Genomic DNA, 24,367 nt, shown 5'->3' with positions numbered 1-24,367 from the left:
GGCTCAGCCCGCCTGGTCCAGCAGCCACTGCGACAGCAGGCCGACCGGACGCCCGGTGGCCAGCCCGTTCTTGCCGCTGTGGCTGGCGCTGCCGGCGATGTCGAGGTGCGCCCAGCGCTGGCCCTCGGTGAAGCGCGCCAGGAAGCAGCCCGCGGTCACCGCACCGGCCCAGCGGCCGCCGATGTTGTAGACGTCGGCGAAGCTGGAATCGAGCATGGTCTGGTACTCGTCCCACAGCGGCAGGCGCCAGGCGCGGTCGAAGACTTCTTCGCCGGCGGCCAGCAGTTCCTGGCCGAGGTCGTCGTGCTTGGTCATCAGGCCGGTGGCGAAGCTGCCGAGGGCGACCATGCAGGCGCCGGTGAGCGTGGCCACGTCGACCAGGGCCTTTGGCTTGAACTGCTGCGCGTAGGTCAGCGCGTCGCACAGGATCAGGCGGCCCTCGGCGTCGGTGTTGCCGACCTCGATGGTCTTGCCGGACATGCTGGTGATGATGTCGGAGGGACGGTAGGCGTTGCCGTCGATCGCGTTCTCGACCGCCGGCACCACCACCACGAGGTTGATCGGGAGGTCCATGCCGGCCGCGGCGACGAAGGTGCCCATCACCGAACCGGCGCCGAGCATGTCGTACTTCATCTCCTCGATGCCGCCCTGGGTCTTCAGGTTGACGCCGCCGGTGTCGAAGGTGATGCCCTTGCCGACCAGCACGTAGGGCTTGGCGTCACCGCCGTTGTTCCACTTCAGCACGATCAGCCTGGGGGCGTTGGCCGAGCCGCGGGCGACCGCCAGCAGCGAACCCATGCCGAGCTTCTCCATGTCCTCGCGCTCGAGGACCTCGCAGCCGGCCTTGTCGAAACGGGCGGCGAAATCGCTGGCCTGCTGCGCCAGGTAGGCGGGATTGCAGATGTTGGGCGGCAGGTGGCCAAGTTCGCGGGTGAACTCGACGCCGGCGGCGATCGCCTGGCCCTGGGCCAGTGCGACGCTGTCGCTGCCGGTGATCTCCAGGCGTTCCAGGCCCTTCTCGTCGCGCTTCTTGTTCTTCTCGCCGAGCGTGGCGATGTAGCGGTAGCTCGCGTGGCTGGCGGCGATGGCGGCCTGGCGGATCGCCCAGGCGGCGTCGCGGCCGGCAACCTCGAGCTCGGACAGGGTCAGCAGCGCCGAACGCGCCGGTCCGGTGCGCAGCGCGCGCGCGGCATCGGCCACGGCTTTCAGGTACTGCGGCACCGCGAACTTTCCGGCATCGCCCAGGCCGATCACCAGCACCCGCGGCGCGGCAACGCCCGGCAGGTCCAGCAGCAGCGTGGTGCGGCCGGTGGCGCCATCGAGGTCGCCGCGGGCGGCGAGTGCCGACAGGCGGCCACCACTGGCCTCGTCGAGCGCGCGGGCCGACGGCGCGAGGGTCTTGTCGGCATAGGCGCCTACGACCACGCAGTCGACCTGGGCGGCGGCGGGTGGGGTCTGGTTCAGGGCAAGTTGAAGGCTCATGGGATCCTGTTCTGCGGTTCTCGTGAAGTGTTCCTTACAATCGGCGCTTCTAGAATGCGGCGGATGCGCCGCAGCGCCAGGTCCTGGCGCGGCCGATGCGGTGTATGGACGAACCCCCGATTCTAATGCAAGGCCGCTGCCGGATGCCGAAGCTCGACTCCTACCTGTTCCGCGAATTCGCCCAGGCCACCTTCGCGGCGCTGGTCGTGCTGCTGATCGTGAGCCTTGGCGGGGTGTTCGCGGACGTGCTGGGCGACATCGCCCGCGGTCGGGTGCCGGCCGGGCTGATGCTGTCGCAGCTGGGCCTGCAGGTCCTCAACTACCTGCCGCTGATCCTGCCGCTGGGACTGATGCTGGGCCTGTTGCTGGCGGTCGGGCGGCTGTACCGGGATTCGGAGATGCCGGTGCTGATCGCCACCGGCGTCGGGCCGCGACGCCTGCTGCGCCCGCTGATGATGCTGGTGCTGCCGGTGGCCGGTTTCATCGGCGCGTGTTCGCTGTGGCTCGGGCCCTGGGCCAACGACTACTCGCAGCGGATGGTGGCCGAAGGCAACCGCAGCCTGCTGCTGGCGGGGCTTGAGGCGGGGCGCTTCGTCGAACTGCCCGGCGGCGGCGGCGTGGTGTACGTGGGCGCGATGTCCGACGACGGCTCCGCGCTGGCGCGGGTGTTCGTCTACCGCTCCGACGAGGAGCGCATGGACGTGACCACCGCGCGCACCGGGTCCCTCGCGGTCGACGGTGCCGAGCGCTACCTGAAGCTCGACCAGGGCTTCCGCGTCGAAGGTCCGCTCGCCGACGGCCTGGATTTCCGGATGATGCGCTACGCCGGCAACGAGATGCGCCTGCCGGATGCCGAGACCCGTCCGGCCAGCGAGAACCCCGAATACGACTCCACCCTCGCGCTGCTCGGCGATGCCCGCCCCGAGGCGCGCGCGCAGCTGCACGCGCGCATCGCACCGCCGCTGCTGGCGCTGGCCTTTGCCCTGCTCGCGGTGCCGCTTGCACGCAGCCCGCCACGCCAGGCGCGCTACGGCCGCATCGTGCTCGGCTTCCTCGCCTACGTGATCGGCATCAACCTCATGCTGCTGGGCACCGAGTGGATCGCCGACGGCAAGATCCCGGCGGCGCTGGGCCTGTGGTGGCTGGTTCTGCCGCTGCTGGCGCTGGGCGCGTGGATGTATGTCCGCGACGGCAGCGTGGCCGCGCCGCGGCGGCGCAAGCGCACGGCGGAGGCGGCGCGATGATGCCGTTCCCGAAGATCCACGACCTGTACGCCGCGCGCACCGTGGCGGTGACGGTGCTGCTGACCTGGATGGTGCTGGTGGGCCTGGATGCCGTGCTCGCCGGCGTGCAGGAGATCAAGCACATGGGCGATGGCGACTACGGCTTCGTCAGCGTGGTCACCTACGTGGCCTATACCTTGCCGCGGCGCGCCTACGTGATGTTCCCGACCGCGGCGGTGATCGGCACGCTGATGGGCCTGGGCCAGCTGGCCGCGACCACCGAGCTCACCGCGCTGCGCGCGCTGGGCGTGTCGCGGCGCCGACTGAGCCTGTCGGTGGCGGCGCCGCTGGTGCTGCTCACCCTCGCCATGATGCTCAACGGCGAGACGCTCGCGCCGGGCGCGCAGCGCAGCGCGGACGCCATGAAGTCGGCGGCGCGCTCACGGGACATGATCGTGGCGCAGTACTCGGGCCTGTGGGCGCGCGAGGGCAACACCTTCCTCAACGCGACCAGCGGCCAGGAACGCAGCGACAAGGGCGATACCTGGCTCGAGCTCAATGGCGTGCGGCTGTTCGAGTTCGACGACGACGGCCGCCTGGAGTCGATCGCCGACGCCGGGGTGGCGGAGCACCGCGCCAGCGGCTGGCTGCTGCGCGACGTGCGGCGCGTGTATTTCGAGCCGCGCCAGGTCACCGCGACCAGCATCGTCGAAGAGCGCTGGGAGTCGCAGCTCGACGCCGCGGCGCTCGCCGCCAGCGCCGGCAGCGCGTTCCGTCCGCGCTACATGCCGGCCCGCGACCTGGCCGAAGGCATCGAATACCGCAGGCGCAACCGCCTGGATGCCAGCGAGTTCGAGGAGCACTACTGGGGTCGCTGGTTCTACCCGTTCAACGTGCTGGCCCTGTGCCTGGCGGCGATCCCGTTCGCGTTCGGCTCGCTGCGCAGCGGCGGGCTGGGGCGGCGGCTGTTCATCGGCATCGTGTTCGCGCTCGGATTCTGGTTGCTGCAGGCGCAGGCGGTGAAGCTCGCGGCGGTGTACCGCTTCGACTACCGGCTGGCCTACACGGTGCCGCCGACGGTGATGCTGGTCGTGTCCTGGCTGCTTTTCCGACGCCGGAGTGGGTGAAACCCGCGGTTGCGGCGTCGCGGGCCGGCAGGTAAACAGTGCATCCATGACTCCGGGCGGCGCGCCGCGCCCGGCAGCAGGGGATGGCGATAGGCCGGGGCGCAGCTACCAGACGGAGAGCAGAAGATGCAGAGCAGCATGCGTATGGCCGCGGCCGTGGCCATGATCGTGGGTGTCGGCCTGTTGGCCATGGGCGACGCCGAAGCGCGGCGTGGCGGCAAGGAGAAGGGCACGCCGGCGTGGATGAACGAGAACGGTGAAGTCATCGATTCGACCGCGGTCGAGGCGGGCTACGGCGAGACCGTCACGGGGCTGGGCGACTGGGAAGGCGAAATCACGGGCAAGCCGGCGCCCGGCAGCAAGTTCACCCAGCTCCAGATCGGCATGCCGATGAAGCAGGTCACCGACCTGGTGGGCCAGCCGACCGACCAGGGCGCCTACATCACCGCCAAGGCCTTCATCCCGTTCTTCTTCGGCGGCGACAAGCACCGCTACGAGATGGCCTACAAGGGCCAGGGCCGCCTGGTGTTCGCCGGCGAGTCGATGGGCACCGGCGGCAACCTGATCTGGATCATCCACAACAAGGACGACTCGGGCTACCGCTGAGACGTGCTTTGTGCCGGGACGTGCCGTGCGCGTGCGCAGCATTTAAAGCGCGTGCGCAAGCTGCAGGCCCCCGGGACGAATGTCCCCCGGCCTTCGCCTATGCGAAGGCCTCCTCCTTGATTTCGCCCCGAGGGCCTGCAGCTCGCGTCGGGGCGTTGGCGGCGCGGTGATCCTGCGGCCCACGGAGCAGCCGGTTTTTTGCTTTCTTCCAAGCGCCGCGACGCTGACGCGACGGGTGTGAATGCCCTTGGGTGCGAAATCAAGGAGGAGGCCTCCGCGGCAGCGGAGGCCGGGGGACATTCGCACCCAAGGGCATTCGCACCCGCACGCAGCGCCCCGCGCCCCAGCGTTTGAATCCGCCAGCGCCGCCGCCGACAATACCGGCCCCCGGACACCACGGCAGCCACGCATGACCATCCTCCGCATGACCGACCTCGACCTCGCCGGCAAGCGCGTCCTGGTGCGCCAGGACCTCAACGTGCCGGTGGCCGACGGCCGCGTCACCTCCGACCAGCGCATCACCGCGTCGCTACCGACCTTGCGCGCGCTGCTCGACGCCGGTGCCGCGGTGATGGTCATGTCGCACCTCGGTCGTCCCACGGAAGGCAGCTGGAGCGAAGCGGATTCGCTCGCGCCGGTCGCCCTGCGCCTGTCGGAGCTGCTTGGCCGCGACGTGCCGCTGGTGCGCGAGTATCTCGACGGTGCCGACGTGGCGCCGGGCCAGCTGGTGCTGCTCGAGAACTGCCGCATGAACGTCGGCGAGAAGGCCGATGACGAAGCGCTGGCGAAGCGCTATGCCGCGTTGTGCGACGTGTTCGTCATGGACGCCTTCGGCACCGCGCACCGCGCGCAGGCGTCCACCCACGGCGTGATCCGACACGCCGCGCAGGCGGTCGGCGGGCCGCTGCTGATGGCCGAACTCGACGCGCTGGCCAAGGCCCTGCACGCGCCGGCGCGGCCGCTGCTGGCGATCGTCGCCGGCTCCAAGGTGTCCACCAAGCTCGAGCTGCTGTCGTCGCTGGTCGGCAAGGTCGACCAGCTGATCGTGGGTGGCGGCATCGCCAACACCTTCATCGCCGCGCAGGGCCATGGCGTCGGGGCCTCGCTGCACGAAGCCGACCTGCTGGACACCGCGCGCGACATCATGGCCAAGGCGCACGCGCGCGGCGCCGACATCCCCGTGCCGACCGACGTGGTGGTGGCACCGGCGTTCAGTGCCGACGCGCCGGCCACGGTGAAGGCGGTCGATGCGATCGCCGACGGCGACATGGTGCTCGATATCGGTCCGGAGACCGCCGTGCGCTACGCGGAGATGATCGCGAAAGCCGGCACGGTGTTGTGGAACGGCCCCGTCGGAGTGTTCGAGTTCGACGCGTTCGGCAAGGGCACCGAGACGCTGGCGCGCGCGATCGCGGCCTCGCCGGCGTTCTCGATCGCCGGCGGCGGCGACACGCTGGCGGCGGTCGACAAGTACGGCATCGCCGGCGACATCTCCTACATCTCCACCGGTGGTGGCGCGTTCCTGGAGTTCCTGGAGGGCAAGGTGCTGCCCGCCGTGGCCGCGCTGGAGCAGCGCGGCGGCTGAGCACCTCAGCCGCAGCGCGGCCTTCGTGTAGGCTCCCCGAGGGGTCGGGGGCCGGCCGGGGAGCATGGATGATGCGTTGGCTTGTGGGTCTGGCTTGCCTGTTGTTGCCTGTTGCTGTCGCCGCGCAGGCCACACACGCGCGCGGGGAGTTCAACTTCGCCATCGAGCCCGAGCCGGGCTTCGTGGAACGCGTGGACGTGCCGGTGCAATGGGACCCGGCCGCGCCCGGCCATGACGAGCCGCGCTGGCGCTACTGGTGGTACGACGCACAGAGCGACCGCCGCGGTGGCGCCGACCACCAGTACGTGGAGCATGTGTTCGAACCGCGCGCGACCTCGCTTCTCGGCGAGGCGGGGCGCTTCCAGGTGTCGTTCAACCCCGACTACCAGACACTGGCCTTCCACCGCGTGGAGTTGCGCCGAGACGGCCGCTGGGTGGACCGGCTGGTGCCGGAGCGGATCTCGCTTGCGCGGCGCGAGCGCGGGTTCGAGCAGGACCTCGCCGATGGCCTGGTCTCGGCGCTGGTGGTGCTGGACGATGTGCGCGTCGGCGACGTGGTGCGTGTCTCGTATTCGGTCCGGGGCAGCAATCCGGTGCTCGCCGGACAGGTCTCCGACTGGTCGCAGCTGGGCTGGCGCAATCCGGTGCTCGGCAATCGCCTGCGCGTGCTGTACGACCCGGGCACGCTGCCCGCCGTCCACCGCGAACACACCGATGCCGAAGCCGTGGTGACCAGGCGCGATGACGGCGTGGAAGTGGTCGTGTCCAGCGCGGCGGCTGCCGCCGTGCTCGACGAAGGCGACTATCCCGCCTGGCACCAGCCGTTCCCGCAGGTGCAGGTGGCCGCGGCACGCAGCTGGGCGGACGTGGTCGCCTGGGCGCTGCCCCTATATCCGGAACCACCGCCGCTGCCGGCGGACCTGGAATCGCGCCTGCGCGAGTGGGCGAGGATCCGCAGCCCGCTTGAGCGGCTGACCGCGGTGGCGCGGGCGGTCCAGGACGAGGTGCGCTATTTCGGCGTCGAGATGGGTGAGAACACCCACAGGCCGAGCGCGCCCGGGGTCACATGGGAGCGGCGCTTCGGCGACTGCAAGGACAAGTCCTACCTGCTGGTGACGCTGTTGCGCCGGCTCGACATCCACGCCGAACCCGCGCTGGCGTCGATCGGCCGCGGCCGCGCGGTCGCCGGTTTCGTGCCCTCGGCGTCCGACTTCGACCACGTCATCGTCCGGGTCCGCCTCGGTCGCGAGGTGCGCTGGGTGGATCCCACGCAGACCTACCGCGGTGGCGCCGCGGGCGATGCCGACCTCAGCAGCTACGGCATGGTGCTGCCGCTGGTGGCGGGCTCCGCGGCCATGGTCGAGGTCGCGGCTCCCACCGTCGCGCCGGGTGGCGTACATGTCACCGAGCGCTACATGCCCGCGGCCGACGCCGGGCAGGTCACGCTGGAAATCGCCACGGTGTACAGCGGCGACTCCGCCGACGCCATGCGCCGCGGCGCGGCGACCGAGCGGCGCGAGGAACGCGGCCAGCGCTATGCCGACTACTACCGCAAGCGCCTCGGTGAACTCGACCAGGTCGTGCTGCCCGTGGTCCTGGACGACCGTGACGGCAACCGCATCACGGTCACCGAGACCTACCTGCTGAAGGATGCGCTGCAGGCCGAAGGCGCCGCGCGCGCGATGGATACCTACGCGGAGTCGCTGGACTCGCCGAGCCGCCTGCCGTCGGTGATGCAGCGCCGTGGTCCCCTGGCCGCCAGCCAGCGCGGCCGCTACCGCCACGACATCGAATTCCACATCCCCGAAGGCTGGAGCGCGCGCTTCGGGAAGGAGCGCGATGCGCAGGCGGTCGATGGCCTCGAATACAGCCGCGAGGTCGACGTGCTGGATGGCGTGGCGGCGGTGCGCTACCAGCTCGATGTCGCCGGGCGCGACGTCGCGCCAGGCGAGGTGCGCACGCACGTGGGCGGCCTGCGCAAGGTGCGCGACGGCCTGTCGGCGCGGCTGCGCTTCCAGCCGCCGGCCGCGCAGGCCGCGGCCGGGCGCCGGCAGAGGCTGGAGGCCCTGCTCAAGGACACCGTGAAGAAATGATGCGCATGGTGGGGCGCGTGCCGCGGCCGTACGCCCACCACTGATGCCGTGCATGCGCCTCGGCTAGGATGGGCCGAGGCGCGCGATCCGCGCCATCCACCCCCGAGGCCCGCATGTCCGACCACCGCCGCCGTACCCGCATCCTCGCCACCCTCGGGCCCGCGACCGACGCGCCCGGCGTCCTGGACGCGCTGCTGCAGGCGGGGGTGAACGCGGTGCGCCTCAATTTCTCGCACGGCGATCCGGCCGACCAGGCGGCGCGTGCGCAGGCGGTGCGCGAGGCGGCGCAGCGTGCGGGCGTGGAGGTCGGCATCCTCGCCGACCTGCCGGGGCCCAAGATCCGCGTCGAGCGGTTTGCCGAAGGCCGCGTGGCGCTGGTCGCCGGCGCGCGCTTCGACCTCGTGGCCAGCGTCGACGCGCCGCCCGGCACGCAGCACGAGGTGGGCGTCAGCTACCTCGGCCTGCCCGGTGACCTCGCGCCGGGCGACGTGCTGATGCTCGACGATGGCATGGTGCAGCTGCGCGTGGAGCGCATCCAGGGTCCGCGCATCGTCACCGTGGTGCTCAACGACTGCGTGCTGTCGGACCGCAAGGGGCTCAACAAGCTGGGCGGCGGGCTGTCGCTGGGCGCGCTCACCGAGCGCGACCGCGAACTGATCGCCGTCGCCGCGGGCATCGGCGTGGATTTCATCGCGGTGTCGTTCTGCCGCAACGCCGCCGACATGGACGAGGCCCGCGCCATCGCGCGCTCGCACGGCTCGGATGCGGCGATGGTGTCGAAGGTGGAGCGCGCCGAGGCGATCGAGAACCTCGGCGAGGTGATCGACGCCAGCGACGTGGTGATGGTGGCGCGCGGCGACCTCGGCGTGGAGATCGGCGACGCCGAGCTGCCCGGCCTGCAGAAGAAGATCATCCGCGAGTCGCTGGCGCGCGGCAAAGTGGTGATCACCGCGACGCAGATGCTGCAGTCGATGGTCGACAGCCCGATGCCGACGCGCGCGGAAGTGCTTGACGTCGCCAACGCGGTGATCGACGGCACCGACGCGGTGATGCTGTCGGCCGAAACCGCGGCCGGCAGTTTCCCGGTGCGCGCGGTGGAGGCGATGGCCCGCATCTGCGTGGGCGCCGAGCGCCAGTTCGCGCACGACACCGATTTCGAGGCCGCGCAGCGCAACCTCGAGCGCGCCGACCAGGCGATCGCGATGGCGGCGATGTTCCTGTCCGAGCACATCGGCGTGCGCGCGATCGTGGCGATGACCGAATCCGGCGGCACCGCGCGCTACCTGTCGCGCTACCGCTCGGGCGCGCCGATCTACGCGTTCTCGCGCCACGACGGGGCGCGCCGGCGCATGACCCTGATGCGCGACGTGTTCCCGATGGGCTACGACAGCCGCGGCCAGACCGCGCTCGACGCCGCCCGTGGCAGCGTGCGCGCGCTGGTCGAGGCCGGCCTGCTGTCGGTCGGCGAGCGCGTGGTGTTCACCAGCGGCCAGCACATGGAGACCCACGGCGCCACCAACACGCTGCGCCTGCTGAAGGTCGGCGAGCAGGGCCACGCCGAGGGCCTGGGCGAGCTCTGAGGCCGCGCGCGGCGGCCCTGCCGGTGGCGAACGGCTATAATTGCCGGCCCTTCCCGTGCAGGACGCCAACACCATGAGCATCGAATTGCTTGCCGAAACCGCCCTCGCCATGGTCGCCCCCGGCAAGGGCATCATCGCGATCGACGAATCCACCGCCACCATCGCCAAGCGTTTCGCCGGCGTGGGCATCGAGAACACCGAAGAGAACCGCCGCGCCTACCGCGAGCTGCTGCTCACCACGCCGCGGCTGTCCGAGCACATCAGCGGCGCGATCCTGTTCGACGAGACCATCCGCCAGAAGACGAAGGACGGCGTGCCGTTCGCCAAGTACATGTCCGACAACGGCATGATCCCGGGCATCAAGGTCGACAAGGGCACGCACGCGCTGGCCGGTTTCCCGGGTGAAGTGGTCACCGAGGGCCTCGACGGCCTGCGCGCGCGCCTCGAGGAGTACTACAAGCTCGGCGCGCGTTTCGCCAAGTGGCGCGCGGTGATCAACATCGGCGAGGACGTCCCGTCCGGCACCTGCATCGAGGCCAACGCCCATGCGCTCGCGCGCTACGCCGCGCTGTGCCAGGAGCAGGGCCTGGTGCCGATGGTCGAGCCGGAAGTGATCATGGACGGCAACCACGACATCGAGACCTGCTACGAGGTGAGCGAGGTCACCCTGCGCGCGCTGTTCGACGCGCTGTACAACCAGAACGTCGCGCTCGAGGGCACCATCCTCAAGGCGTCGATGGTGCTGCCGGGCAAGGACTGCGAAGAGCAGGCCTCGGTCGAGGACGTCGCCGAAGCGACCCTGATGTGCCTCAAGTCGTCGGTGCCGGCCATCCTTCCGGGCATCGTGTTCCTGTCCGGCGGGCAGAGCGACGAGGACGCCACCGCGCACCTCGACGCCATGAACCGCCTCGGCCCGAACCCGTGGCCGCTGTCGTTCTCCTACGGCCGCGCGATGCAGTCGGCGGCGCTGCAGCTGTGGTCGAAGGACCTCACCGGCAACTACGCCAGTGCCCAGCAGACAGTGTTCGCCCGCGCCCGCGACAACGGCCTCGCGGCGCTGGGCCAGTGGGGCGACAACGACTGACCCTGGTCTTCATCTGCTGGACCATGGAACGCCGGCTCACGCCGGCGTTTTCTTGTGGCGCGTAGGGCCCCTGTGGTGGCCGTGAGGCCGTGGCGGCTCATGTCCCCCGGCATCCGCCTGGCGGCGGATGCCTCCTCCTTGACTTCCCCGCCACGGCCTCCCGGCCACTTCGGGGCTCTGTGGCTGGCTGCCAGTACCGGAGCCATGCGCGAGATTGCGGGCTGTGGGCTTTGCTCCTGGACAACGCGTACTGCGGCGTACCGGGTGCCAAGGCCCTTGAGGGCGAAGTCAAGGAGGAGGCGATGGCCGCAGGCCATCGCCGGGGGACATGAGTCCTCAAGGGCCTTGGTACCCGGGGCCCATACCCCGGAACGCTCAGGGCAGACCCGCCAGCCATTCGTCGTCCGAGCCCTCGCTCACGCCTTCGAACAACGGCGTGGAGAAGTAGCGCTCGCCGGTATCGGGCAGCATCGCCAGGATCACGTCGCCGTCGCGTGCGGTCTTCGCGACATCGAGCGCGGCGGACACCGTGGCACCGGCCGAGATGCCGACGAAAATGCCTTCCTCGGCGGCAAGGCGGCGCGCGGTGGCGATGGCATCGGCGTCGGAGACCGACAGCACCTGGTCGGCGACGTCGCGGTTGAGCACCTCGGGCACGAAGTCCGGCGTCCAGCCCTGGATCTTGTGCGGTGAAAACTCCTTGCCCTGCAGCAGCGCCGCCACTTCCGGCTCGCAGGCGGTGACCTTCACTTCCGGGCGCGCCAGCCGCAGCATCTCGCCGACGCCGGTGAGCGTGCCGCCGGTGCCCCAACCGGTGACGAAATGGTCGAGCCGGCGCCCGGCGAAGTCCTGCAGGATCTCGGCCGCGGTGGTGTTGCGGTGGTACGCGGGGTTGGCCGGGTTGGCGAACTGGCTGGCGAGGAACCAGCCGTGGGCGTCGGCGAGTTCCTGCGCGCGGCGCACCATGCCGCTGCCGCGTTCGGCGGCGGGCGTGAGGATGACCTTGGCGCCATAGGCGCGCATCAGCTTGCGGCGCTCGACCGAGAACGATTCGGCCATCGTTGCCACGAACTTGTAGCCACGCGCGGCGCAGACCATCGCCAGCGCCACGCCGGTGTTGCCCGAGGTCGCCTCGACCACCGTGTCGCCCGGCTTGAGCACGCCGCGCTGCTCAGCGTCGAGGATGATGGCGATCGCCAGCCGGTCCTTGACCGAGCCGCCGGGATTGAACGACTCGACTTTCGCGTACATGGCGACGTTGCCGGGTGCGATGCGGTTGAGCCGCACGACCGGGGTGCCGCCGATGGTGTCGAGGATGCTGTCGTGGATCATGGCGTCGTCCTGGAGTGGGAGGGGACGGGGCCGCCGGCGCTGGCCCGCGATGCAGTGCCAGAGTGCGCCCTAACGCATGGGCGTGCCAGCGGTTGACCGCGACAGCGTGTTCCGCGTGCAAGTCTGATGGCACACGTGGCGGTCACCGGCAGCCCGTAGAATCCCGCGATTGCCCCACTTTCCTGCGTGAAGATGCCCCGTTCCCCTGTTTCCGGATTGTTCCCGCGCTGCTGGCTGCCGGCCGCGCTCGCCTTGGCCCTCGCCGCCTGCGGGGGGAAGGATGCCCCGGCCGCGCGTGCCGAGGCCGCGGTCACGGTGACCACGGCCACCGTTGCGATCCGTCCCTTCAACGACCGCATCCGTGCGCTGGCCACGGTCAACGCGCGCGAATCGGTGGACGTGACCGCCAAGGTCAGCGAGACGGTCGACCGCGTGCATTTCGAGAGCGGTGACGAAGTAGCCGCCGGTGCGCCGCTGGTGACGCTGAGCGGGCAGCAGCAGGACGCCGCGTTGGCGGCGGCCCGCGCCACGGCCAACGAGGCCGACCGCCTGTACCGGCGCCAGCAGGAACTGGCCGCGCAGCAGCTGATCGCGCGCGCCTCGCTCGACACCCAGGGCGCGACGCGCGACAGCGCCCGCGCCCAGGTGCGGCAGATCGAAGCCAACCTGCGCGACCGCGTGATCCGCGCGCCGTTCGCCGGCGTGCTCGGCATCCGCCAGGTCAGCCCGGGTGCGCTGGTCACGCCGGGCACGGTGATCGCCACGCTGGATGACATCGCGCGCGTGCATGTCGACTTCCCGGTGCCCGAGGCGCAGCTTGCGCACGTGGCGGCCGGGCAGCGCGTCGCCGGCACCAGCAGCGCATGGCCGGGCCGCAGCTTCGAAGGCACGGTGAGCATCGTCGATTCGCGCGTCGACGCCGCCACGCGCGCGGTCATCGTGCGCGCCGACTTCGCGAATGCCGAACGCCTGCTGCGCCCCGGCATGCTGCTGCAGGTCGAGCTGGAACGCCCGTCGCGCGATGCGCTGCTGGTGCCCGAGATCGCCATCGTGCAGGTCGGTCGCGACTCGTTCGTGTACCGGGTCAAGGCCGATGACACCGTGGAGCAGGTGATCGTGGCGGTGGGCGCGCGCGACGCCGGCAACGCCGAAGTGACCAGCGGCCTGGCCGCCGGCGACCGCATCGTCGTCGACGGCACCGGCAAGCTGCGCCCCGGGCTCGCCATCCGCGAGGCGGCGCCGGCATCCGTCGCGCCTGCGCCCGCCGCCGAACCCGCCGGTTCAATTGACCCCGTCGATTCCGCCACTGTCGCTCCAGCCGGGACCTGAGCGCGATGAGCCTGTCCGAACTGTCGATCCGTCGCCCCGTGTTCGCCACGGTGATGAGCCTGATGCTGATGGTGCTGGGCGTGCTGGCGTTCTCGCGCCTGACCCTGCGCGAGCTGCCGGCGATCGACCCCCCGATCGTCTCGGTGGATGTGTCCTATCCCGGCGCCTCGGCGGCGGTGGTGGAAACGCGCATCACCCAGGTGCTCGAGGATGCGCTGTCCGGGATCGAAGGCATCGAGACCATCCAGTCGCGCAGCGTCAACGGGCGCTCCGCGGTGACGCTCGAGTTCACCCTGCAGCGCGACATCGAGGCCGCGGCCAACGACGTGCGCGACGCGATCAGCGGCGTGGCCGACCGCCTGCCGGACGAGGCCGACCCGCCCGAGGTCGAGAAGGCCGACAGCGATTCGGACACGATCATCTGGCTCAACATGAGCTCCAGCAAGATGGACACGCTGGAGCTGTCGGACTACGCCGACCGCTACATCGTCGACCGGCTGTCGAGCCTCGACGGCGTGGCGCAGGTGCGCATCGGCGGGCGCCAGCGCTATGCCATGCGCATCTGGCTGGACAGCGCGGCGATGGCGGCGCGCGGCATCACCCCGGCCGATGTCGAGACCGTGCTGCGCGCGGAGAACGTGGAGCTGCCGGCGGGACGCATCGAGTCGGAAACCCGCGACTTCACGCTGCGCGTCGAGCGCGGCTATACCGAGCCCAAGGACTTTGCCGCGATTCCGCTGCGCAAGGGCGATGACGGCTACGTGGTCAGGCTGGGTGACGTGGCCGAGATCGAGCTGGCCTCGGCCGAGCGGCGCGCCTATTACCACAGCAACGGCGCGCCCAACATCGGCCTCGGCATCATCAAGACCTCGACCGCGAACGCGCTCGACGTCACCCGTGCCGCGCGCGCGATGGCGGTGGAGATCCAGAAGTCGCTGCCCGAGGGCACCGACATCTTCGTGGCCTACGACGACACGGTGTTCATCGAGGAATCGATCAAGCGCGTGTACTGGACCCTGGCCGAAGCGATCGCCTTGGTGCTGCTGGTCATCTGGCTGTTCCTCGGCAGTTTCCGCGCGGCGCTGATCCCCGCGGTCACGGTGCCGGTGTGCCTGCTGGCGGCGTTCATCCCGCTGCTGCTGTTCGGCTACTCGATCAACCTGCTGACGCTGCTGGCGCTGGTGCTGGCGATCGGCCTGGTGGTGGACGATGCGATCGTGGTGCTGGAGAACATCCAGCGCCGCGTCGACCTGGGCGAGCCGCGCCTGGTCGCTTCGGTGCGCGGCACGAAGCAGGTGGCGTTCGCGGTGATCGCCACCACCACGGTGTTGGTCGCGGTGTTCCTGCCGGTCGGCTTCATGGAAGGCAACACCGGGCGCCTGTTCCGCGAGCTGTCGGTGGCGCTGGCCGGCGCGGTGGCGCTGTCGGCGTTCGTGGCGCTGACACTCACGCCGATGATGGCCTCGAAGATGGTGCGGCCGCACTCGGAAGAGAAATCGAACCCGGTGAACCGCTGGTTCAACCGCCGCCTGGAGGCGGTCAGCGGCGGCTACCAGCGCCAGCTGCAGCGGCTCGGCGGCATGCGCCCGCGGTCGGTGCTGGGGCTGATGCTTGGCGTCATGGCCCTGTGCATCGCCGGCATTGTCGGCCTCGGCAAGCTGGTGCCGTCGGAACTGGCACCGGCCGAGGACCGCGGCTCGTTCTTCGTCTCGATCGTCGGACCGGAGGGTGCCGGCTACGACTACACGGTGGAGCAGATCCGCGAGGTGGAGAAGGTGTTCGCCGGACGCGTGGCCGCCGATGGCAATGCCATCCGCCGCTTCAACAGCCGCGTGCCCGGCGGCTGGGGCGCGGGCGAGGAGATGCACACCGGCAACGTGATCGTGTTCCTCGAGGACTGGGACAAGCGCGACGAGTCGACCGCGGAAGTGGCCGAGTCGTTGCGCGCCGAACTCGACGGACTGACCGGCGTGCGCGCGCAGCCGCGCGTCGGCGGTGGCCTGGTGGGCAGCCGCGGGCAGCCGATCCAGCTGGTGCTCGGCGGGCCGGAGTACGCGGAAATCGCGCGCTGGCGCGACCTTGTCATGCAGCGCATGGAAGCCAATCCCGGCATGTTCTCGGTCGACTCCGACTACAAGGAGACGCGCCCGCAGATGCGCGTCAACATCAACCGCGAGCGCGCCGCCGACCTCGGCATCAGCGTGACCTCGATCGGGCGTGCACTCGAGACCATGATGGGCAGCCGCCAGGTCACCACCTTCGTGCAGGAAGGCGAGGAGTACGACGTGCTGGTGCAGGCCGGTCGCGCCGGGCGCGCGGCACCCGCCGACCTGACCGCGATCCAGGTGCGCACGCGCGACGGGGCGCTGGTGCCGCTGTCCAACGTGGTATCGCTCAGCGAGCTGGCCGAGCCCGGCAGCCTCAACCGCTTCAACCGCATGCGCGCCATCACCATCACCGCCGGCCTCGCGCCGGGATACAGCATGGGCGAGGCGCTGGCGTTCCTGGACGAGGTGGTACGCACCGAACTGCCCGACTACGCGCAGGTCGACTGGAAAGGCGAATCACGCGAGTACCAGCGCGCGGGCGGCGCGGTGCTGCTGACCTTCGCGCTGGCGCTGCTGGTGGTGTACCTGGTGCTGGCCGCGCAGTTCGAGAGCTTCGTGCATCCGTTCGTGATCATGCTGACGGTGCCGCTGGGCGTGCTCGGCGCGTTCATCGGCCTGGCCCTCACCGGTGGCACCTTGAACCTGTTCAGCCAGATCGGCGTGGTGATGCTGGTCGGGCTGGCGGCGAAGAACGGCATCCTGATCGTCGAGTTCGCCAACCAGCTGCGCGACGAGGGCCGCAACATCGCCCAGGCGATCGTGGAGTCGTCGGTGGTGCGCCTGCGGCCGATCCTGATGACCGCGATCGCCACCATGATGGGCGCGCTGCCGCTGGTCATGGCCGGTGGGCCGGGCTCGGCGAGCCGCGCCACGATCGGCGTGGTGGTGATCGCGGGCGTGGCGTTCTCGACCTTGCTGTCGCTGTACGTGGTGCCCGCGTTCTACTCGCTGCTGGCGCCGTACACGCGTTCGCCCGAGGCCGTCACGCGCCAGCTCGAACGCGAAGAGGACGAGGTGCCGCCGGTGGGCGGGCACGCCTGACGCGCACGCGGGAGTTTCGCGATCGGGTGCCGATCATGGAGAATCGGCCGGTCCGCTCGTGCACGCGTCGCCGGTGCACACCGCCAACGAACCGGAGCACGCCCTTGGACCAGTTCCTCGCCACCCTCAACGGCATCATCTGGAGCAAGGCGCTGATCGCGCTGTGCCTGGGCGCCGGCCTGTACTTCTCCATCCGCACGCGGTTCATGCAGTTGCGCAGCGTGCCGGAGATGATCCGGCTGCTGCTGTCGGGCAAGTCGTCCGAGGCGGGCGTCTCGTCGTTCCAGGCGCTGGCGATCTCGCTGTCGGGGCGCGTGGGCATCGGCAACATCGCCGGTGTCGCCACGGCCATCGCCTTCGGCGGCCCGGGTGCGGTGTTCTGGATGTGGGTCATGGCGTTCCTCGGCGCATCGACGGCCTACGTCGAGTCGACGCTGGCGCAGATCTACAAGGAAAAAGACGACGAAGGCCGCTACCGCGGCGGTCCGGCGTACTACATCGAAAAGGCGATGGGGCAGAAGTGGTACGCGTGGCTGTTCGCGATCACCACCATCGTCGCCACGGGCTTCTTCCTGCCGGGGGTGCAGTCCAACGGCATTGCCGCGGGCATGGAAAACGCGTGGGGCATCGCGCCAAGCGTGACCGCGACCGGCGTGGTGATCGCGCTCGGGTTCATCATCTTCGGCGGCGTGAAGCGCATCGCGCGCTTCGCCGAGTTCGTCGTGCCGTTCATGGCCCTGGCCTACATGCTGGTGGCCTTCGTGATCATGGTGCTCAACGCCGAACAGGTGCCGGAGATGGTCACGCTGATCTTCCGTAGCGCGTTCGGCATGGAAGCCGGCTTCGGCGCCATGCTCGGCCTGGCGGTGGAGTGGGGCGTCAAGCGCGGCATCTATTCCAACGAGGCCGGCCAGGGCACCGGGCCGCATGCCGCGGCGGCCGCCGAGGTCTCGCATCCGGCCAAGCAGGGTTACGTGCAGGCGTTTTCGATCTACGTCGACACGCTGCTGGTGTGTTCGGCCACGGCGTTCATGATCCTGTCGACCGGCATGTACAACGTCGCCATGCCCGACGGCGCCATGCTGGTCGAGGCCCTGCCCGGCATCGAGGCGGGGCCGGGCTTCGCCCAAGCCGCGGTTGAATCGGCGCTGCCCGGCTACGGTGCCGGTTTCGTGGCACTGGCCCTGCTGTTCTTCGCCTTCACCACGATCGTCGCCTACTACTACATGGCGGAAACCAACATCGCCTACATCAACCGCAAGGTGCACCGGCCATGGATGACGCTGGCGCTGCGGGTCGCGATCCTGCTGGCGGTGGTGGTGGGCGCGGTACGCAGTGCGGGCGCGGCGTGGACGCTTGGCGACATCGGCGTGGGGCTGATGGCGTGGCTCAACATCATCGCGATCCTGATCCTGCAGAAGCCCGCGCTGATCGCACTGCGCGACTACGAGCGGCAGAAGAAGCTTGGCCTCGATCCGGTGTTCGATCCGGAGGCGCTCGGCATCCGCAATGCCGCTTTCTGGCGCAAGCGGAGCTGACATGACGAGTCGCTGGCCTGGTGGAAGCGGCCCCCCGGGGCGCAACAGTCCCTGGCGCGCGGAGCCCAACCCGCGCAAGGCGGCCGCGCCGCGCGCGGAGCGTGCGCCTGCAGCTCCGGCGCCGGGTGGAGAGGATGCGCCGCCGCCGGAGGCCTCCGGCGAGCTGCGCCTGTACGGCTTCAACGCCGTGCAGGCCGCGTTCGCGCGCCGCCCAGACGCGATCCGCAAGGTCTACCTGGCCGAAGCGATGATCCCGCGCCTGCAGCCGCTGCTGAAATGGTGCGCGGCGCAGCGCATCGGCTACCGCATCGTCGCCGAGGACGACCTGCGCCGGCTGGCCGCAAGCGCCCACCACGAGGGTGTGGTGGCCGACGTGCTGCGCGCGCCGCCGGCGACGCTGGCGGAATGGCTGGATGCATTGCCGCCCGGCCCGCAGTGCGCGCTGTGGCTGGACGGCGTGGGCAACCCGCACAACCTCGGCGCGATCCTGCGTTCGGCCGCGCACTTCGGCGTGGCCGGCGTGCTGCTGCCGAAAACCTCGCCGCTGGCGCTGTCCGGCGCTGCGGCGCGCGTCGCCGAGGGTGGCGCCGAGGCGGTGCCGTTCGTGCGCCTGGGGCGTGACGAGAATTCCATCGCGCAACTGCGCGGCGCCGGTTTCGCGCTGGCGGCGACCGTCGTGCGCGGCGGCGACGATGTCTTCAAGGCGACGCTGCCGCAGCGGCTGGTGTTCGTCATCGGCGCGGAAGGCGAGGGCATGTCGCCGGCCCTGGCCGCGGCCTGCGACCAGCGCCTGTCGATCGCCGGCACCGCCGCGGTGGAAAGCCTCAACGTGTCCGCGGCGACCGCGGTGCTGCTGGCGCGCTGGTGGCAGTCACGCTGAGCCCGCCGCAGCGGCGACCGCAGGCGGTCGCCGGCGGTCGCCGGCGCAGGGGCAGGTCAGGGCGCCTTGGGCGCGCTGCCGAAACCGCCCTCGGCCTCGGCCGCGAGGTAGGCCATGACCGCCCAGGCCGCGGTGTTCTGCGCCAGCGCCGCGGGGTCGATCTTGTCGAGCGTGTCGTCGGGCGTGTGGTGGTAGTCGAAGTAGTCGCTGCCGTCCTGCCCGAGCCAGGCCCACGCCGCGCCCTGCGCCGCGATCGGGCCGACGTCGGGGCCGGGGCCGCCCTTGTCGGAGCGTTCGATGCCCAGCGGCGCCAGCAGCTCGGCGATTTGCGCCTCGGCGGCGTCGGCGTGCGCGGGCGCTCCGGTGTTGAAGGCGTAGATGCGGCCGGCGCCGAAGTCGCTCTCGGCCACCAGCTGGTGGCGCACGACGTCCGCGGCATGCGCCGCGGCATAGGCCTTGCCGCCGTGCAGGCCCTGTTCCTCGTTGGCGAACGCGACCACGCGGATGCTGCGCGCGGGGCGCCGCTCGAGGCCCGCGATCAGCTTGCCCGCGGCCATCGTGATGCCGATGCCCGCGGCGTCGTCGACGGCGCCGGTGCCCAGGTCCCAGGAATCCAGGTGTGCGCCGAGCAGCACCACCTCATCGGGCAGGCTGCGCCCGGTGATTTCGCCGATCACGTTCTGCGAGGTGTATTCGCCGTCCCAGCCGCAGTCCAGCGCCAGGCGCAGGCGTACCGGGCCGCGCGCCAGCAGGCGGGCGAGCTGGTCGGCGTCGGGCACGGAGAGCGCGGCGGCGGGCACGGGGGCCAGGCCGTCGTCGAAGCGGGTGATGCCGGTGTGCGGGTTGCGGTGCGAGTCGGTGCCCGCCGAGCGCATCAGGAAGCCGACCGCTCCGGCGCGGATCGCGGCCGACGGCCCGCGGCTGCGCACGCGTCCGCCCGGACCATAGCCACTGCCGTCGCGTGCGCGTTCCATGCGGTAGTCGACGAAGGCCAGCTTGCCGGCGAGCGAGCCCGCCGGCGCGGCTTCCAGCGCGGCCAGGTCGGCGAAGCGCACAACCTCGGCCTCCACGGTGCCCGCCGGGCTGCCGCCGAGCGCGGTGATCGTGAGCGGCTGCGCGCTGGCGCCCAGGACTTCGGCACGCTCGCTGCGGCGCTCCCACTTCGGGAAGGTCACCGGCTCGGTCCACACGCGGTCGTAGCCGAGCTCGGCGAATTTCGCCTTCGCCCACTCCACAGCGCGCGCGTCGGCCTCGCTGCCGGCCAGGCGCGGACCGATCTCGGTGGTCAACGATTCGGTGATGTCCCACGACAGGGTGCTCTGCAGCGCCTGCGCGCGCAGCTGTGCGGCGACGGCCATCGCGGCGTCGTCGATACGCGTCGTGGCGGGTGTCGGCACGGGCCCGGCGGCGGCGGCGCCGGCGGGCAGGGCGGTGACCGCGGTGATGGCCGCGGCGAGCAACAACGGAACCAGGCGCATGGCGCTCCACATCGTGAAAACAACAGGGCCACGAGCTTAGCAACCCGTGGCCCCGTGCCGATGTGCCGCAGGTACCGGCCTGCGTCGCGCTGGCTACCTCTGCAGTGCGTTGCGGATCTCGCGCAGCAGCAGGATCTCCTCGCTCGGCTCCGCCGGCGCGGCGTCCGGCTTGCGGCTCATGCGGTTGATCGCCTTGACCACCATGAAAATCGCAAACGCGATGATCACGAAGGTGATCAGCGCATTGATGAAATTGCCGATGCCGATCTGCACCGCTGGCACCACCACGCCGGCCGCGTCGACCGTGGCGGCCTTGAGCGTGATCGCGATCCTGGAGAAGTCGACACCACCGATGAGCATGCCGATGGGCGGCATGATCACGTCCTCGACCAGCACGGTCACGATCTTGCCGAACGCCGCGCCGATCACCACGCCGACGGCGAGGTCGATCACGTTGCCGCGCATCGCGAATTCCTTGAACTCGGACATCATCCCCATTGCGCTCTCCTGATGGTTACGGCGGGTGCCGCGATCAGGGTACACGCGCCGCCGCGATGCGGCAGCGCAGCACGATGGCGTCGTCCAGGCGCGCTTCGCAGGTGTCGCCGGGGTGCAGCGCGGCCACGCCCGCGGGCGTGCCCATGAACACCAGGTCGCCGGCGCGCAGCGTGTTGAGGCGCGAGAGTTCGTGGAGGATGTCCGGCACGTCCCAGACCAGGTCGGACAGAAGCCCTGCCTGGCGTTCTTCGCCGTTGACGGTGAGCGACAGCCGGCGCGGCGCGAGCTCGCCGATGGCGGCGGCGGGCACGAGCTCGCTCACCGGCGCTGATTCATCGAAGGCCTTGCCGGTATCCCACGGAAGGCCGGCCTGCTTGGCCGCGGACTGCAGGTCGCGGCGCGTCAGGTCCAGGCCCACGCCGTAGCCGAACACCAGCCGTGCGGCGTGTTCGCGGTCGAGGATGCCGGGCGGGGCGTCGCGGCCCAGGGCGACCACCAGTTCGACCTCGTGGTGCAGGTCGACGGTGGCGGGCGGGTAGTGCACCACGCCCCCGGTCACCAGTGCATCGGCGGGCTTCATGAAGAACACCGGCTGGCCGCGGGTGGCTTTGGACGCCGCCACCGCGGCACCCATCTCGCGGGCGTGGTCGGCGAAATTGCGGCCGACGCAGTACACGCGCCGCACCGGGAATGTGCCGCCGCCGCGCACGGCCAGGCGCGCCTGGGCGGGCGCGGGAATCACGTCGGTCATGGGAGTTCCGTCAACGGGTGGCGGGCGAGCGGCCGGTGGCCGGGCTCAGGCGGGCTTGTCGATCACGCGGTATTCGGCATCCACCACGCGGCCGCCACGGGCCTGCGGTTTTCCCCGCTGCAGCCACACGCGGCGCACCAGGCCGAGCGCGAGCATGGTGCCGCCGACCACCACGCCGACGACCAGCAGCACCAGCAGCAAGGCAACGCCGAGCAGCCCGAGCGCCACGCGCAGCAGGGGATGCCTGGGCTTGCGCGGTGCGAACAGGTCGCGGAACTGGCTGGCGTCGAAACGGGCGTGGGCGGTGCGGAAGCTGCTGTTGATCATGCGGTGATGCCAGAATGCCGAGCAATGATGATGCGACGAGTATCGGCGGCACGATGTCGAAAGATGTAAGCGAAGCGTTAATCGGATCGGGTGCGGCGGAGTCCACGCCGCTGCGCACGCTGGCCTCCATCGCGCCCGGCGGCTTCGCCGAGTGCGAGGGCCTGGTCGACGGCGACATGGACTCGATCATCCTCCACCGCGACGCCGCCGACGGCGTCCGCGCCTGGCTCAACATCTGCCCGCATGCCGGGCGTCGGCTCGACTGGGCGCCCGGGCAGTTCCTGAAGGCCAGGGACGGGCAACTGGTCTGCGCGGTGCACGGCGCCACGTTCGAGACCGTCGGTGGCCTGTGCACCGCCGGGCCCTGCCGCGGCGAGGCGCTGCGCGCGGTCGCCGTCGTGGTGCGCGACGGCCTGGTCTATCTGGCGGGTTGAGCCGGCAGCCGCGCCACGCGGTCAGAAGATCAGGTTCACCATCACCACCACCACTGCGATGTACGCCAGCGACAGTGGTGCGCCCACGCGCCACAGGTCGCGCGCGGAATAGTTGGCGGGGCCGGCGATCATCGACATCACCGGGTTGGACTGGGTGACCAGGTTGTTGGACGCCGACAGCGCCACGATCAGCGCGAACGCGGTCGGGTCGCCGCCCGCGGCCAGCGCCAGGTTGATCGCCAGCGGCACCATCACGATGGTCGCGCCGACGTGGCTGATGACCAGCGAAAACGCCGCCGTCAGCAGGGCCACCGTCAACTGGATGATCCACACCGGAAGGCCTTCGGGCAGGCGCTCGATGGTGTGCCCGGCGATCCACGCCGCGGTGCCGCTGGAGTCCATGGCCCAGCCCAGCGGGATCAGGCAGGCCATCAGGAACACCGTCTTCCAGTTGATGGCGCTGTAGGCCTCGTCCATCTTCAGCACGCCGCAGACCAGCATGCCGGCCACGCCGGTCATCAGCGCGATCGAGGTGGGCAGCTCCGAGCCGAGCGCGATCAGCATGGTCACCGCGAAGATCGCCATCGCGATCTTGAACTTGTGCGGGCGCTGCTCGCCCTTGGGGTAGTCGGTGACCACCACGAAATCGCGGTTGGCGGCGGTCTGCGCCAGGTCCTGCCAGATGCTGTGCAGCACCAGCATGTCGCCGGCGCGCAGCGGCAGGTTGCGGATGTTGTCGCGCAGCACGTCCTTGTCGCGGTTCACCGCCAGCAGGCTGATGCCGTAGTTCTTGCGCAGCGCCAGCTCCGCCTGGGTCTTGCCGATGAACTTCGACGTCGGCGGCACCACGGCCTCGGAAATGCCGGCGCGGCTGGGGTTGAACAGGTCACCGAACTCGCGCAGGCGGGTGGACATGCGCAGCATGTTGTTCTGCGCGAAGTCCGCGACCTGCTGGCGCGCGCCCATCGCCCCGATCACGCTGCCCACCCAGATGCGGGCGTCGGCCGGCGGTGCCAACCGTGAATCGTTGCCGGTCTTCAGGGCGAGCAGCAGCGGCGCGCCGTGCACGGTCTCGGCCTCGCCCAGCGCCATGCCGACCAGCGGGCTGTCGGCGCTGACGGTCAGTTCGAACACGTCGCCCTCGATGCCGTAGGCGCGGGCGAAATAGCTCTCGGTGCGGGCCGGCGTGACGCTGCCGTCGCCGGCGATGTTGTCACCGAGCAGGCGGTCGCCGAAGAAATGGAAGTAGGCCAGCGCGATCAGCAGCAGCGCCAGGCCGATTGGCAGCGGCGCGAACATCGGCAGCGGCTCCAGCGTGGCCACGCCGGAGGGCAGGTTGGCGTTGGCCGCGACCAGCAGGTCGTTCAGCAGGATGAGCGGCGAGTTGCCGACCATGGTCAGCGCGCCGCCCATCACGATGGCGGCGGCGATCGGCAGCAGGAAGCGCGACAGGCCAAGCCCGGTGCGCGACGCCAGCCGCGACGCCACCGGCAGGTACAGCGCCATCACCGCCGGGTTCTGCATGAAGGACGAGTTCAGGCCGGCGACCGCCGAGGTGTACAGCAGCAGCTTCTTCTCGACGCCCTTGGAGCGTCGCAGCAGCCAGGCGGCGAGGCGGTTGAGCGCGCCGGTGCGGTCCAGGCCGGTGCCGAGGATCATCGTGGCGATGATGCTGATCACCGCGTTGGACGAGAAGCCGTTGAAGATGTCCTCGGGCGCCACCAGCCCGGTCAGGCCGAGCACCACCAGCGCCACCAGCGCCACCAGGTCGACGCGCACGCGCTCGAACAGGAACAGCACCATCACCATCGCGACCAGCCCGAGGACGAGCTTCATGTCCGTGGTGAGGGCGAGGGTCTCCATGTCCTGGC

General features: G+C 70.6%; 19 protein-coding genes. 12 read left to right on the top strand and 7 right to left on the bottom strand.

Annotated features, from left to right (window positions below):
• Window positions 1-3: 3 nt before the first annotated feature.
• Window positions 4-1,482 carry a leucyl aminopeptidase gene (locus H5368_RS07305; protein WP_182822831.1) on the bottom strand — a complete coding sequence of 493 codons (1,479 nt, stop codon included), beginning with the start codon at window positions 1,480-1,482 and terminating at the stop codon, window positions 4-6.
• Between the two features lie 143 nt (window positions 1,483-1,625).
• On the opposite strand from H5368_RS07305, the gene lptF reads away from it, so the two are divergent.
• The 7 genes from lptF to H5368_RS07270 all read left to right on the top strand — a co-directional run bounded on the left by lptF (window position 1,626) and on the right by H5368_RS07270 (window position 10,780).
• Complete coding sequence (gene lptF, locus H5368_RS07300; RefSeq protein WP_182822829.1) at window positions 1,626-2,726, top strand: LPS export ABC transporter permease LptF; 1,101 nt, start codon at window positions 1,626-1,628, stop codon at window positions 2,724-2,726.
• A complete protein-coding gene (lptG, locus tag H5368_RS07295) occupies window positions 2,723-3,832 on the top strand; it encodes an LPS export ABC transporter permease LptG (RefSeq protein WP_182822827.1) in 1,110 nt (369 codons plus the stop codon). The genes lptF and lptG overlap by 4 nt, the downstream gene beginning before the upstream one ends.
• 189 nt (window positions 3,833-4,021) lie before the next feature.
• The gene (locus tag H5368_RS07290) at window positions 4,022-4,438 is read left to right on the top strand and encodes a hypothetical protein (RefSeq protein ID WP_182823867.1); all 417 of its coding nucleotides are present in this window, start codon (window positions 4,022-4,024) and stop codon (window positions 4,436-4,438) included.
• Window positions 4,439-4,847: 409 nt separating this feature from the next.
• A complete protein-coding gene (locus tag H5368_RS07285) occupies window positions 4,848-6,023 on the top strand; it encodes a phosphoglycerate kinase (protein WP_182822824.1) in 1,176 nt (391 codons plus the stop codon).
• Window positions 6,024-6,124: 101 nt separating this feature from the next.
• Window positions 6,125-8,116, top strand: coding sequence for a DUF3857 domain-containing protein (locus tag H5368_RS07280; protein ID WP_182822822.1), 1,992 nt, complete (start codon window positions 6,125-6,127; stop codon window positions 8,114-8,116).
• A gap of 113 nt (window positions 8,117-8,229) precedes the next feature.
• On the top strand, window positions 8,230-9,696 hold the full coding sequence (gene pyk / locus H5368_RS07275; RefSeq protein WP_182822820.1) for a pyruvate kinase: 1,467 nt from the start codon (window positions 8,230-8,232) through the stop codon (window positions 9,694-9,696).
• Window positions 9,697-9,769: 73 nt separating this feature from the next.
• Window positions 9,770-10,780 carry a class I fructose-bisphosphate aldolase gene (locus tag H5368_RS07270; protein ID WP_182822818.1) on the top strand — a complete coding sequence of 337 codons (1,011 nt, stop codon included), beginning with the start codon at window positions 9,770-9,772 and terminating at the stop codon, window positions 10,778-10,780.
• A 375-nt stretch (window positions 10,781-11,155) separates the two neighbouring features.
• On the opposite strand, the gene cysK is transcribed toward H5368_RS07270, so the two are convergent.
• On the bottom strand, window positions 11,156-12,112 hold the full coding sequence (gene cysK, locus H5368_RS07265) for a cysteine synthase A (RefSeq protein ID WP_182822816.1): 957 nt from the start codon (window positions 12,110-12,112) through the stop codon (window positions 11,156-11,158).
• Window positions 12,113-12,304: 192 nt separating this feature from the next.
• Between cysK and H5368_RS07260 the strand changes: the two genes are divergently transcribed.
• The 4 genes from H5368_RS07260 to H5368_RS07245 all read left to right on the top strand — a co-directional run bounded on the left by H5368_RS07260 (window position 12,305) and on the right by H5368_RS07245 (window position 19,008).
• Window positions 12,305-13,441 (top strand): efflux RND transporter periplasmic adaptor subunit, encoded by a 1,137-nt coding sequence (locus H5368_RS07260; RefSeq protein ID WP_182822814.1) that lies wholly within the window; start codon window positions 12,305-12,307, stop codon window positions 13,439-13,441.
• A gap of 5 nt (window positions 13,442-13,446) precedes the next feature.
• Window positions 13,447-16,590: an efflux RND transporter permease subunit gene (locus H5368_RS07255; RefSeq protein ID WP_182822812.1), complete on the top strand. Its 3,144-nt coding sequence runs from the start codon at window positions 13,447-13,449 to the stop codon at window positions 16,588-16,590.
• A gap of 104 nt (window positions 16,591-16,694) precedes the next feature.
• Window positions 16,695-18,128, top strand: a complete 1,434-nt coding sequence (locus H5368_RS07250) for an alanine/glycine:cation symporter family protein (protein ID WP_182822810.1) — start codon at window positions 16,695-16,697, stop codon at window positions 18,126-18,128.
• Between the two features lies 1 nt (window position 18,129).
• Window positions 18,130-19,008, top strand: a complete 879-nt coding sequence (locus H5368_RS07245; RefSeq protein WP_182822807.1) for a TrmH family RNA methyltransferase — start codon at window positions 18,130-18,132, stop codon at window positions 19,006-19,008.
• Window positions 19,009-19,064: 56 nt separating this feature from the next.
• Here H5368_RS07245 and H5368_RS07240 read toward each other — a convergent pair whose 3' ends face one another.
• From H5368_RS07240 to H5368_RS07225, 4 genes are all read right to left on the bottom strand, one after another.
• On the bottom strand, window positions 19,065-20,366 hold the full coding sequence (locus H5368_RS07240) for a M28 family peptidase (protein ID WP_223878049.1): 1,302 nt from the start codon (window positions 20,364-20,366) through the stop codon (window positions 19,065-19,067).
• A 213-nt stretch (window positions 20,367-20,579) separates the two neighbouring features.
• On the bottom strand, window positions 20,580-20,984 hold the full coding sequence (gene mscL / locus H5368_RS07235; RefSeq protein ID WP_182822803.1) for a large-conductance mechanosensitive channel protein MscL: 405 nt from the start codon (window positions 20,982-20,984) through the stop codon (window positions 20,580-20,582).
• Between the two features lie 34 nt (window positions 20,985-21,018).
• The gene (locus tag H5368_RS07230; RefSeq protein ID WP_182822801.1) at window positions 21,019-21,735 is read right to left on the bottom strand and encodes a fumarylacetoacetate hydrolase family protein; all 717 of its coding nucleotides are present in this window, start codon (window positions 21,733-21,735) and stop codon (window positions 21,019-21,021) included.
• A 45-nt stretch (window positions 21,736-21,780) separates the two neighbouring features.
• A complete protein-coding gene (locus tag H5368_RS07225) occupies window positions 21,781-22,062 on the bottom strand; it encodes a hypothetical protein (RefSeq protein ID WP_182822799.1) in 282 nt (93 codons plus the stop codon).
• Between the two features lie 53 nt (window positions 22,063-22,115).
• On the opposite strand from H5368_RS07225, the gene H5368_RS07220 reads away from it, so the two are divergent.
• Window positions 22,116-22,496: a Rieske (2Fe-2S) protein gene (locus tag H5368_RS07220; RefSeq protein ID WP_182822797.1), complete on the top strand. Its 381-nt coding sequence runs from the start codon at window positions 22,116-22,118 to the stop codon at window positions 22,494-22,496.
• Between the two features lie 21 nt (window positions 22,497-22,517).
• Here the strand turns inward: H5368_RS07220 and H5368_RS07215 are convergent, their stop codons facing one another.
• Entirely contained in the window at window positions 22,518-24,359 is a 1,842-nt protein-coding gene (locus H5368_RS07215) for an SLC13 family permease (protein WP_182822795.1), read from the bottom strand.
• Window positions 24,360-24,367: the final 8 nt, after the last annotated feature.

Source organism: Luteimonas sp. MC1782 (genome assembly GCF_014164605.1).
Taxonomy (GTDB): domain Bacteria; phylum Pseudomonadota; class Gammaproteobacteria; order Xanthomonadales; family Xanthomonadaceae; genus Luteimonas.
Note: the sequence above shows the minus strand (reverse complement) of the source record. Positions and strands in the feature narration are given on the sequence as shown.

What these genes read in the sequence shown, in the direction of transcription:
- H5368_RS07305 (WP_182822831.1), bottom strand. Translation starts at nt 1,482, where the DNA reads ATGAGCCTTCAACTTGCCCTGAACCAGACCCCACCCGCCGCCGCCCAG.
- lptF (WP_182822829.1), top strand. Translation starts at nt 1,626, where the DNA reads ATGCCGAAGCTCGACTCCTACCTGTTCCGCGAATTCGCCCAGGCCACC.
- lptG (WP_182822827.1), top strand. Translation starts at nt 2,723, where the DNA reads ATGATGCCGTTCCCGAAGATCCACGACCTGTACGCCGCGCGCACCGTG.
- H5368_RS07290 (WP_182823867.1), top strand. Translation starts at nt 4,022, where the DNA reads ATGGGCGACGCCGAAGCGCGGCGTGGCGGCAAGGAGAAGGGCACGCCG.
- H5368_RS07285 (WP_182822824.1), top strand. Translation starts at nt 4,848, where the DNA reads ATGACCATCCTCCGCATGACCGACCTCGACCTCGCCGGCAAGCGCGTC.
- pyk (WP_182822820.1), top strand. Translation starts at nt 8,230, where the DNA reads ATGTCCGACCACCGCCGCCGTACCCGCATCCTCGCCACCCTCGGGCCC.
- H5368_RS07270 (WP_182822818.1), top strand. Translation starts at nt 9,770, where the DNA reads ATGAGCATCGAATTGCTTGCCGAAACCGCCCTCGCCATGGTCGCCCCC.
- cysK (WP_182822816.1), bottom strand. Translation starts at nt 12,112, where the DNA reads ATGATCCACGACAGCATCCTCGACACCATCGGCGGCACCCCGGTCGTG.
- H5368_RS07260 (WP_182822814.1), top strand. Translation starts at nt 12,305, where the DNA reads ATGCCCCGTTCCCCTGTTTCCGGATTGTTCCCGCGCTGCTGGCTGCCG.
- H5368_RS07255 (WP_182822812.1), top strand. Translation starts at nt 13,447, where the DNA reads ATGAGCCTGTCCGAACTGTCGATCCGTCGCCCCGTGTTCGCCACGGTG.
- H5368_RS07245 (WP_182822807.1), top strand. Translation starts at nt 18,130, where the DNA reads ATGACGAGTCGCTGGCCTGGTGGAAGCGGCCCCCCGGGGCGCAACAGT.
- H5368_RS07240 (WP_223878049.1), bottom strand. Translation starts at nt 20,366, where the DNA reads ATGGCCGTCGCCGCACAGCTGCGCGCGCAGGCGCTGCAGAGCACCCTG.
- mscL (WP_182822803.1), bottom strand. Translation starts at nt 20,984, where the DNA reads ATGGGGATGATGTCCGAGTTCAAGGAATTCGCGATGCGCGGCAACGTG.
- H5368_RS07230 (WP_182822801.1), bottom strand. Translation starts at nt 21,735, where the DNA reads ATGACCGACGTGATTCCCGCGCCCGCCCAGGCGCGCCTGGCCGTGCGC.
- H5368_RS07225 (WP_182822799.1), bottom strand. Translation starts at nt 22,062, where the DNA reads ATGATCAACAGCAGCTTCCGCACCGCCCACGCCCGTTTCGACGCCAGC.
- H5368_RS07220 (WP_182822797.1), top strand. Translation starts at nt 22,116, where the DNA reads ATGTCGAAAGATGTAAGCGAAGCGTTAATCGGATCGGGTGCGGCGGAG.
- H5368_RS07215 (WP_182822795.1), bottom strand. Translation starts at nt 24,359, where the DNA reads ATGGAGACCCTCGCCCTCACCACGGACATGAAGCTCGTCCTCGGGCTG.